Source organism: Nostoc sp. ChiQUE02, from assembly GCF_034531305.2.
Taxonomy (GTDB): domain Bacteria; phylum Cyanobacteriota; class Cyanobacteriia; order Cyanobacteriales; family Nostocaceae; genus Nostoc.
This window is the reverse complement of record NZ_JAVRBN020000010.1, coordinates 233,605-243,973: the sequence shown is the minus strand read 5'-3', so window position 1 is coordinate 243,973 and position 10,369 is coordinate 233,605. Positions and strand designations below refer to the sequence as shown.

Sequence of the window (10,369 nt, the reverse complement as noted above, 5' to 3'; positions counted from 1 at the left end):
ATAAACGGGCAACCAACTTTCTAGGTGCAATTTATCTGGCTGCTTCTGTCATCTGGCTCAATTGATGACACGCCCTAAGGGAGATATCTTATCTTGGTAGATATTTTCTACATATTGTTCTAGCTTGGTATTTGCTGCCGTTAAAGCTGCAACCATTTCCTCTTTGCTGATTTGCTTACCAGCTTGTTTATCTTGCAATAACTGCGCCAAACTATCAGCACCAACTTTCTTAAGAATATCTACGACTATACCATTTTGCTCAAGCCCAAGAAAATCATCAAAAATTGGTTTCATTAACTCGTCAACTTTCGTAATCTTGGTGCGTGATGAGAGTAGCCTGTGCCTAAAAGCGAGATTCTGATTTAATGCCATCTCAAAACTAGGCTTTATGATAATTTCTCCAGTGAATTTATCATAAAGACGATACATTCTATTCAGAAATTTGTTGGCAGAAGGAAACTTACTCAGGTTCAGAATATCTTGACTACCGATGTCAATTTTATAGCTCAATCTTGAGTCAAGAGTACCATTAAGTAAAGCTTCATGGATGTCTGTGTATTCATTAGTTGTAGGAAAGTTGATGTAAACATTTTTAGACAGATAGTGATTTTTAAACTCATCTAACTGTGCTGCTACAAATACATCTGACTCCTTTCTTAAGTGAGCAGAAATAATACTAGTAAGTACCTTAATTTCTGCTAGTTCGTTGAATAATCCATCAATGCTGCTGTAACGACTATTAACAGCTACAAGCGGCAAGTTATCTAACTGAATGGTATGTTCAGCACGGAAGTCAAAATTTTCTGCATTCAACACACCCTTTTCTTTGAGCAAGTCAAAAGCTTTTTTACTGCTGATTTTGACTTGTAAAGACTTGACGTTTATTTTACCATTACTGACAATTGTATAATTATTAAAGCTATTGAGGTCATTTACTAGCAAACCTGCTACCTCAATAGTGGGGGTTTGGTCTTCAAATTTGGCAAGTTTGACTTTATGTTTGATAAGCATATTGATAGTAGCAGTATTGCGATTAAACTGAAACTCGCCCATACCAACATACTCAGCATTATCAATATTTTCTGTTTGCAACCAAGGTTGAAGCAGTTCTCCATTTTCGTTTCTCACACCTTTAACACGCTTGATACCTGTCCTTTGATAATGTTCTTGTAGGTGTTTGATATTGACAATAATATTGTTGCGATATTGTGCAAGAAGTTGGATTAGTTCTACCAGATAAATTTTATTATTCGTCATATTGCTACCTTCCAGATAAAGGTCGAAAATATTTTTAAACCACGGTTAATAAGGTTTATTACTCTTTTAAAATAAGCTGTTATCACCGTGTAAAATTGAAGGGCAAACACACAATAAATTGATGCCAAAATACTAAAGTTGGCATATACCATACAAATATTGTGTATTCATGATTGCATTCACGAACTATAGGACTCATATCTGATCTCTGAACAAGATTTCAGATAAAACCCTGATAAAACGGGCTTTTCAGTCTCAGTATTTTTTCAAAAATCAAATCGGAGTCCTATAGCTACTATGGCGTTCATTTACTACAAACTTTGGGCATCGCCTGGTAAACTTCGCGTTGTATACTCACCAGATATTCCTTTATAGTACAATTGTATCACAAGAAAGCCAAGTTGTGTAGGCATAGCCCCTGGTAGATATCGGCTCTGCAATGAGGTGTTATGGTGTTATTAACGACTTCTACCATACTGCTGAATAACGCCAAAATCGATGCTTTCTAAGCTTTGCGTCCTTAAGTAAGTTTGTATAAATTCGTTATGCTTGCGATAGAGTCAGATACTTGTCTGTGCGAAGATGTTATTTTATCGCGGCGGCTGCTTCTGGCGTAGGCGTAGGTCAAAATCATTGCGAATTTTTTGAGTCAGCGCATTTACGCTCCGGGTTTGAAATAATCGAAGAGGCGATCGCCTGAATCTGCGCGAATCAATGCCACAACTACATCGGGTAAGGCAGCTAAACTGGGGTAAACCAAGTAACGCGGTTCCCAACAAGGGCGGAATTTGTCTTTGTAGGCGTGCAGTCCCTTGAAGTTGTAGAAGCGATTCAAATGCTCGTAAAGATAGTGCAATACTCTCTCTAAGCGGCGTGATTCGGGGTTGTCTCCAACTCCCACAAGGGCAGAAAGACCGAAATTAAAGCTGTCATAGCCACAATCTTTAAAATGCTGGAGCAAGGAAATAAAAAGAAAGTCCATTGTGCCATTTTCAATAGACGGGAGGTGTCGCATCATGTCAATGGTCGCTTCGTTGAGTTGGTACTCCCGGACAATGTTGGCAAAGGCGCTGATCTGACCTTCGGGATTATGCACCACAGCAATCTCGCACTCTCGCAGATAAGCTTCGTCAAACCAACCCAAAGAAAAGTGTTTTTCCGAACCTTGTACCATTTTTAACCATTCATCACTCACAGGTTTGAGTCGGTGCAACAAAGCATTGGCGATGGGTGGTTGGTAAAAGTCGATTTGGTATCCTAGCTTAGTTAAACGATTGATTGATGGTCTAAAATTTTTGCCGGCTTTACCTTGTAACGTAAAACTTTTCAGGTCAACGATCGCTTCTTCGCCAATCTTGAGTACTTTAAACCCCAACGACTTGTAAAGCTCAACATCATCGGGCAAAGTTTGGTAAAAACCAGGATACCAGTCATTACGCTGGCAAAACTGCCAGAAAGCAATAATTGTCTCTTTGCGGTCTTCAATGGGGCCTATGGGATCTCCTAAGGCGATCGCACCCCTTCCCTTGGGAACATAGGCAATTAAACTATTACCCGAAGGACTGAAATAATAACTTTTATCATTTAAGAGTGTGAACGCTGCTAAAGAAGAACGTCCATATTGCTCGACAATTTCTTTAGCTCTTTGCCGCTCATTTGCAGTTGCTAAATTTCGCCAAAACACAGGTTGCAACAGCATTACTATTGCATACGTAATAGTAACTGCGGCAATAACATATATAGAATTAGCAAAAAATTCTCCAAATCGGCTTTTTGGTTGCAGTCCCAAATTATCCTCAGTGAAGAACATCGCTAAAGTCTGAAGTACAGCTTCACGCCAATTAAAGTTTTCGGAAAATTTGTCGTCTAACAAGTAAAAACCAATAGTTCCGTATGCCAGGGTGAATAGTAAAGCGCCTATCAGCACTCGAACTCCCCGTGCGATCGAAGGACGGTCTGATTGCGCCGTGAAAAAATGGCGCATCAAAATTAATTGCACCAGCAAAACCCCAGAGAGTAGACTTTCTTCATAGTCCAATCCCTTGAGCAAATGGCTGAATATGGAAATTACTAGTAAACCAATGGTCAGTAACCAGGCTATTCTTTTTCGGCGTAATAAGTTAGTAGCAAGTGTGAGTAAAATAAACCCCGTCAGCGCTGCAAATATATGACCAGTGGCACGAATTTCAAACGGTAAAAACTCCTTCAACCAGTGAGTCCGCCCATACAAGTTAGGTGTCACTGCTGACAACAAATTTACTACTCCGACTAAACCTGTAAGGAAAGCTGCACTCCAAAGTCCAATCTGAGTTTTTAATTTATTATTATTCATTTGTTATTAGTTATTAGTCACTTGTACTGAGCGAACGCGAGTGCGTCTCGTAGAGAAGTATTAGTCATTAGTTTTGGCGTTAAAACTCTTAACTCCTAGCTTTTTTAAACTGTTCCCCTACATACGACAGCGAATCTTTAAGATGCTTGTGGAAGTAGTTCCAGCCTACATCTGCACCAGACAAACCATGACCTCCTGGAAACGCATAAAATACGTGAGCAATGCTTAATTTATTTAAGGTTTCGTTGAAGGCTTTGGTAGAAGCCAGCAAATTAGTATCGTTCAAACCTGCATCCAAGTAAATACGCAATCGCTTCCTATCTTGAGGTGGTAGCTGTTGCACGATTTGTTGGGGACTATTTTCTGAACCGCTATTATCGGTAAAGTAACCGCTATGGCTAAACAGGATGTGGAAGTTGTTAAGATAGCGTAACCCGATATTAAAAGCCCCCCATCCCCCAGAAGACAGACCTCCCAGCGCCCAAAACTGCGGTTCTTCTAAAGTGCGGTAGCGCAACTTGACAACTTGTACTAATTCCGAACCAATCAAAGTTCCTACTTTCCCATTCGGCCCATCAAAATAATCAGGATCATACAAAGGACTGGAACCGCGATTATCATTACCATCAGGTGTAATCACAATCGATGGCGGTAATTTTCCACTTCGATAAAGTTCATGCAGTACATCTAAAACTGCATATTTATCAGCATAAGCGCGGGCATTATCATGACCACCGTGCAGTAAGAATATCACGGGGTAACGCTTTTGCAGATTTTTGTTATAGTCACGGGGTAAAATCACGCCGTAGTTGCGGACTGCACCCATCGCTTGGGAGTTGAAGGTTGCTAATTGAAACTTTAGCCCAGTATTTGCCACTTTTGGGGGTGGGTCTAGTTGTGGCGCACCTAAGATGAATACATAATAATAACCAGCAGTAGTGAAGAGTGCGATCGCTCCTACCAAGCTAATTAAAAATTTAGAAATCTTCATATTATTTTAGCGTTTAAAAAAACCACCTCCATTAAAAGTTACTATAGTTAATCTGCTGAAAGATTACAGCAGAGTTTTCCACATTAACGTTTCAATATCAACAGTTTTACAAGTTAGTATTATTTCTAATGTAAATTTCTAGTTATTTTGAGTATTTTTTTCTGATTTACACCTAACTTATCAGCCTTATGTGCTATTTCAGCAACTCGAAATTGTTCACCCACAAAGGTCAAAGAATCGGCTAAATGTTCCCGCCAGTATTGCCAAGTGTGGCTGCCAGGAAACTGACGAAATAAATTATAAATTTTGAGTTTGTTTAGTACTTCAGTAAATCGTTTAGCTTCGTCGATTTCTTCAGTATCTGATTTACCTGAATCTAAGTATATCCGCAATCTTTTTTGAGCTTGTAAGGGAATGGTTTTGATATAAGTTATTGGGCTATTTATGGGCCCGCTTTTATCCTGAAAATAACCACTATGACTAAATAAAATTGAGAAATGATCCAGGTTGTGTAATCCCACATTAACTGCACCCCAACCACCAGAAGATAAACCACCTATTGCCCAAAAATCTGGATTGTTTAGTGTCCGATAACGGCTTTGCACAACTTTTACTAACTCATCCCCCACGGCTGTAGAGATTTTACCGTTAGGGCCATCGATATATTCGGGGTCTCGGTAGGGACTAGAGCCACGTTTGTCGTTGCCATCTGGTGTGATGATGATGCTGGGTGGCAACTTACCTGTAGTATAAAGTTGTTCTACAGTCTTGAGAGCTTGTCCCTTGTTTTGAATAAACCAATCAGTGGGGTTACCATGTCCACCGTGGAGGAGAAAGATTACAGGATAGCTTTGTTTTGGGTTTTGCTCATAACCAGGGGGTAAAGAAACACCGTAAGTGCGAATTACACCCATTACATGACTATCGTAAATTTCAATTTTATAGGTTAGGAAAGTAGCTGAGTTGCTAGTATTGGACTGGGTTGGAAGAACGGAAGGGGTTGTTTGTAAATCCTGGTGTTGTGATGGTTTTGCTACGACACTTTGGGAGAAATTACAGCTAACTAGGGTTAATACTGAAAATAGCAAGAGAATTTTTGATTGTTTATAGTTCATCTTTGAAGGGCATTAGGCAGTCAGTATTGGCAACCATCAAGTTTACGCAAGTAATTTGTCAATGCTGTGTCAATAGGATGGAAATTTTACGACTGGTTGTACATTAAAAGTCAAAAGTTAAGATAAGTTTCTGCACGATGTTTCAAAAGCTGCGACTCAATTTCAGCACGCTGTTTGGCTTGTTGCTGCTGGTGCTTTCCCTGTGGGCGATCGCTAACGAATTGCGTGAGTATAATTATCGTGATATCCTCAACTCTCTAGCTGCTATTCCCAAAAGCCGCTTAAGCTGGGCAATTTGGCTGACGGTTTTGGGCTATCTAGTGATGATTGGGTATGATATTTTGGGTTTTAGTTACATTAATCGTTCCCTAAACTGGAACAAGATTGCTTTAACCAGCTTTATTAGCTCTGCGTTTAGTAATACTATAGGTTTTGCCTTACTGACTGGCAGTGCTATCCGTTATCGATTTTATGCTAATTGGGGAGTATCAGCAGTTGCGATCGCTCAAGTAATTGCTTTCGCTAATTTTACTTTTTGGTTGGGGATGTTTGCCGTTGCAGGTTTTTTGTTCCTCATCAACCCCCTCAAAATTCCCACTCAATTACATTTACCTTTTGCTACTGTGCGTCCCATCGGCGTAATTTTTCTGTTATTGGTTGCTATCTATTTAATTGGAAGTATTTTTATTAAACAACCGTTAACAATTCGCGGACAAGAATTTCGATTTCCTTCCTTTAAAATATCCCTGGCTCAAATAGCAATTTCTAGTCTTGATTGGATTTTGGCAGCAGCAGTTCTTTATGCTTTGCTTCCTACGAATATATCTTTGTCCTATCCAGACTTTTTGGGAATTTACTTACTAGCGATGTTTGCAGGCGTTGTTAGTAACGTCCCTGGTGGTTTGGGAGTATTTGAAACTATAATTTTGCTGATTCTCTCCTCAAAAGTTTCTGCTGCGGCAATTTTGGGATCAATCTTAGCTTATCGGGGAGTCTATTATTTCTGGCCTTTGCTAGTAGCATCAAGTTTGCTAGGACTTTATGAAATGCGATTTAGAGCAGGGAATTTGCAAAAATGAATAAACTGTGAAGTTCAGGTTTAGTATAACCACTACTATACATTGATATCCAATCTGTAAAATTGGGAACTACTGTTAATTTTAAATGCGGAATCCTCCGGCGCTACTTCACATAGTGCGACATAAATTCATAATTTTTGCTGAGGCGATCGCTAATCTAATTCCATAAAAATAGTAGGAGTGAGTTACAAATTTTGAATTAGATTTCCATAAATTCTAATCAAAATTTGGTTTTACTATTTGAGGAGAGAAAAACGATGAAAAACAAAGTATTGTTTGGTGCCATCTTTATGGCAACTTGGGTAGGAACATTAATCCCCAGTGCTTTTGCTGCTTCACCCTGTTCTGTGGGACAAAAGGCTGAGGTTCTTTGGAAGCAAACATGGTATCCGGCAACGGTACTTAATGTTAATGATGACAAGTGCTATATTACCTACGATGGTTATGATAGTTCCTGGGATGAATGGGTTAGCACTGCACGCTTTCGGGCATCATTTGAAGTTGGAGACTCAGTGAGAATTCTGTGGAAGGGTAAATGGTATCAAGGGCAGGTTTTAGAAGTTGATAATAATCTTTATAAAATTACTTATGATGGCTACGATAGCTCTTGGGATGAGTGGGTTGAACCTTCCAGAGTAAGCAGATAAAGAATATCTCAGTTTTATTTAAGTTTAAAGGGACGATTTCACCTGTTGGAGTCGTCCCTTAAATTGTTTTATACATTTATTCTGCTATTTGCTCTCCATTACGTGTTTAGAGACTGTTAGACTGAGAACCATAAGTAAAATCTCGTATACTTTGGCAAACTTATGGAGCCAGTATCACTGACAGCAGCTGCGATCGCAACCTTGGTAATCATCAAAGCCTTTGAAAAAACTGGTGAAATCATCGGCGAAAAGGCTTGGAACGAGGGCGAAAAGTTGTTAGTTCTGCTGAAACGCAAGGAACCTAGCACGGCGAGTGCTATAGAACTGGCTAAAACACAACCTTTAGATTATGGCCAAGCTTATCTCATTGGGCAGCAGGTAGAAGAAGCGGCGAAGAAAGATCCTGAGATTGCTCAAGCTGTGGAAGCTGTAGCCAATGAGGCACAACCTCAACTGACGAACACTATTATTGAAAATTGGCAGGGGATAAATATTAAAGGTGGAACTAATACCATTTCTGGCAATACCTTTAACTTCTGACTACAGTCGCCTGAAGGGGAACGGGTAAAGTCAAATCCCTCTACTGAAATACCGCAAAATTTGCCCCTGAGTGGGGTGGTGGAATTTGTCGGACGTGAAAAGGAATTGCAAAAACTCCACCAACTTTTGCAGGATAATAAACAAGTAGCCATTGCTGCGATCGCTGGGATGGGTGGAGTCGGGAAAACAGAACTCGCCCTGCAATATGCCATCAACAAGCGCGAAATATACAACGGTGGGCTTTGCTGGTTGCTGGCAAAAACTGGGGATGTCGGTATTCAAGTTGTGCAGTTTGCCAGAACGCAGCTTGATTTAAAGCCGCCAGAAGATTTTGATTTACTCGCCCAAGTGCAATACTGTTGGCGGCGTTGGCGTGAGGGTGATGTGCTGCTAGTGTTGGATGATGTCAGCGACTACGAAGAAGTTAAGCCTTACTTACAGTCACTACCTTCTCGGTTTAAAGTGCTGATGACTACGCGCCAGAAGTTGGGACGCATCGCACAGTTATCTTTGGATGTGCTGCAACCAGAGGCGGCGCTGGAGTTATTAAGGTCAATTATTGGCGTAGAACGAATTGAAAAAGAGAATGACCTAACCCCCCAGCCTCCTTCCCTCGCAGGGAAGGGGGAGTTTGATTCCCCTCCCCTGGTAGAGGGGTTAGGGGAGAGGTCACGCGGGGAACTGGTAGCATTGCATCTGTGTGAGTGGCTGGGATATTTACCTTTGGGTGTGGAATTAGTGGGGCGCTATTTGGCGCGGAAACAGGATTTATCTTTGGCAGAAATGTTGCGGCGGTTGGAGGACAAGCGACTAGATGAGCGTTCTCTGTTTAAATCTAAGTCGGAAGCCGACATGACAGCACAACGAGGTGTATTAGCAGCCTTTGAGTTGAGTTGGCAAGAATTAGAGGACAGCGATAAGCAATTGGGCTGTTTATTGAGTTTATTTGCAGCCGCACCCATACCTTGGAAGTTGGTAGAACAGTGTTTACCAGAGGAAGATACCGAAGATTTAGAGGAAATTAGAGATCATACCTTGTTGAATCTGCATTTACTACAGCGCAAAGATGAGGGAATCTATCAACTGCATCCACTGCTAAGGGAGTTTTTTCAATATAAGCTTACAGGTTTAGATAAGGGAGAGGAATTAAAGCGATCGCTTTGCAAGGTAATGATAGCAGTTGCCAAAGATATTCCTGAAACACCCACCCTTGAACAAATCAACGCCGTCTCCTTCGCCATACCTCATATAGCTGAAGTAGCGAATAATCTCATTGAATATATCAGCGATGATGATTTGATTTGGGCATTTGTTGGCAACGCTGGATTTTACAATGGTCAAGGATTATATACTCAGGCTGAACCTTGGTATCAGAGGTGTCTAGAAGCTACTAAAAAACGTTTGGGAGAAGAACATCCAGATGTCGCCACTAGCCTCAACGATCTAGCGTTACTCTACTACTCCCAAGGCAGATACAGCGAAGCCGAACCCCTTGACATCCAAGCTTTGGCACTCAGGCGCAAGCTGCTGGGAGAAGAACATTCAGATGTCGCACAAAGCCTCAACAACCTAGCGTTACTCTACAACTCCCAAGGCAGATACAGCGAAGCCGAACCCCTTGACATCAAAGCTTTGGCACTCAGGCGCAAGCTGCTGGGAGAAGAACATCCAGATGTCGCACAAAGCCTCAACAACCTAGCATCACTCTACAACTCCCAAGGCAAATACGGCGAAGCTGAACCCCTTTACATCCAAGCTTTGGCACTTACGCGCAAGCTGCTAGGAGAGGAACATCCAGATATCGCCACTAGCCTCAACAACCTAGCGGTACTCTACCGTTCCCAAGGCAGATACAGCGAAGCCGAACCCCTTTACATCCAAGCTTTGGCACTTACGCGCAAGCTGCTGGGAGAGAAACATCCAGATGTCGCCATTAGCCTCAACAATCTAGCGTTACTCTACCGTTCCCAAGGCAGATACAGCGAAGCCGAACCCCTTTACATCCAAGCTTTGGCACTCTGGCGCAAGCTGCTGGGAGAAGAACATCCAGATGTCGCCATTAGTCTCAACAACTTAGCATATCTCTACAACTCCGAAGGCAGATACGGTGAAGCTGAACCCCTTTACATCCAAGCTTTAGCACTCAGGCGTCAGATGCTGGGAGAAAAACATCCATTATTTGCCCTTAGTCTCAACAATCTGGCAAAACTCTACTACTTGCAAGAACTTTATGTAGAAGCTGAACCGTTGTATCTGCAAGCATTAGAGATTTTTAAGCAACAATTAGGGGTGAACCATCCTTGGACTGTTAAGTGTGGTGAGAATTTAGCAAATTTGCGCGATCGCCTCCCTCCAAATCCAGAATAAGCTAGTTTTGTGCAAAGCGTACCGTGATAAAACTGAAAAGT

Annotated in this window: 8 protein-coding genes; 4 read left to right on the top strand and 4 right to left on the bottom strand. The window is 41.4% G+C overall.

Features of this window, described 5'->3' with window-relative positions; genetic code table 11:
- Positions 1-57: 57 nt before the first annotated feature.
- The 4 genes from RM347_RS13795 to RM347_RS13780 form a co-directional block, all read right to left on the bottom strand.
- Positions 58-1,257 (bottom strand): hypothetical protein, encoded by a 1,200-nt coding sequence (locus RM347_RS13795; RefSeq protein WP_322718617.1) that lies wholly within the window; start codon positions 1,255-1,257, stop codon positions 58-60.
- 658 nt (positions 1,258-1,915) lie between these two features.
- Positions 1,916-3,589 (bottom strand): phosphatidylglycerol lysyltransferase domain-containing protein, encoded by a 1,674-nt coding sequence (locus RM347_RS13790; protein WP_322718618.1) that lies wholly within the window; start codon positions 3,587-3,589, stop codon positions 1,916-1,918.
- An 88-nt stretch (positions 3,590-3,677) separates the two neighbouring features.
- Positions 3,678-4,580, bottom strand: coding sequence for an alpha/beta hydrolase (locus RM347_RS13785; protein WP_322718619.1), 903 nt, complete (start codon positions 4,578-4,580; stop codon positions 3,678-3,680).
- A gap of 125 nt (positions 4,581-4,705) precedes the next feature.
- Complete coding sequence (locus RM347_RS13780; protein ID WP_322718620.1) at positions 4,706-5,695, bottom strand: alpha/beta hydrolase; 990 nt, start codon at positions 5,693-5,695, stop codon at positions 4,706-4,708.
- Positions 5,696-5,832: 137 nt separating this feature from the next.
- On the opposite strand from RM347_RS13780, the gene RM347_RS13775 reads away from it, so the two are divergent.
- From RM347_RS13775 to RM347_RS13760, 4 genes are all read left to right on the top strand, one after another.
- Positions 5,833-6,774 carry a lysylphosphatidylglycerol synthase domain-containing protein gene (locus RM347_RS13775; protein ID WP_322718621.1) on the top strand — a complete coding sequence of 314 codons (942 nt, stop codon included), beginning with the start codon at positions 5,833-5,835 and terminating at the stop codon, positions 6,772-6,774.
- A 257-nt stretch (positions 6,775-7,031) separates the two neighbouring features.
- Positions 7,032-7,421 carry a Tudor-knot domain-containing protein gene (locus RM347_RS13770; protein ID WP_322718622.1) on the top strand — a complete coding sequence of 130 codons (390 nt, stop codon included), beginning with the start codon at positions 7,032-7,034 and terminating at the stop codon, positions 7,419-7,421.
- A 162-nt stretch (positions 7,422-7,583) separates the two neighbouring features.
- Positions 7,584-7,961 (top strand): hypothetical protein, encoded by a 378-nt coding sequence (locus RM347_RS13765; protein ID WP_322718623.1) that lies wholly within the window; start codon positions 7,584-7,586, stop codon positions 7,959-7,961.
- A 60-nt stretch (positions 7,962-8,021) separates the two neighbouring features.
- Positions 8,022-10,328, top strand: a complete 2,307-nt coding sequence (locus tag RM347_RS13760; protein WP_322718624.1) for a tetratricopeptide repeat protein — start codon at positions 8,022-8,024, stop codon at positions 10,326-10,328.
- The last annotated feature ends 41 nt before the right edge of the window (positions 10,329-10,369 follow it).

Excerpts from the sequence above, each read along its gene's own strand:
- RM347_RS13765 (WP_322718623.1), top strand. The coding sequence starts at position 7,584 with ATGGAGCCAGTATCACTGACAGCAGCTGCGATCGCAACCTTGGTAATC.
- RM347_RS13795 (WP_322718617.1), bottom strand. The coding sequence starts at position 1,257 with ATGACGAATAATAAAATTTATCTGGTAGAACTAATCCAACTTCTTGCA.
- RM347_RS13790 (WP_322718618.1), bottom strand. The coding sequence starts at position 3,589 with ATGAATAATAATAAATTAAAAACTCAGATTGGACTTTGGAGTGCAGCT.
- RM347_RS13770 (WP_322718622.1), top strand. The coding sequence starts at position 7,032 with ATGAAAAACAAAGTATTGTTTGGTGCCATCTTTATGGCAACTTGGGTA.
- RM347_RS13785 (WP_322718619.1), bottom strand. The coding sequence starts at position 4,580 with ATGAAGATTTCTAAATTTTTAATTAGCTTGGTAGGAGCGATCGCACTC.
- RM347_RS13775 (WP_322718621.1), top strand. The coding sequence starts at position 5,833 with ATGTTTCAAAAGCTGCGACTCAATTTCAGCACGCTGTTTGGCTTGTTG.
- RM347_RS13780 (WP_322718620.1), bottom strand. The coding sequence starts at position 5,695 with ATGAACTATAAACAATCAAAAATTCTCTTGCTATTTTCAGTATTAACC.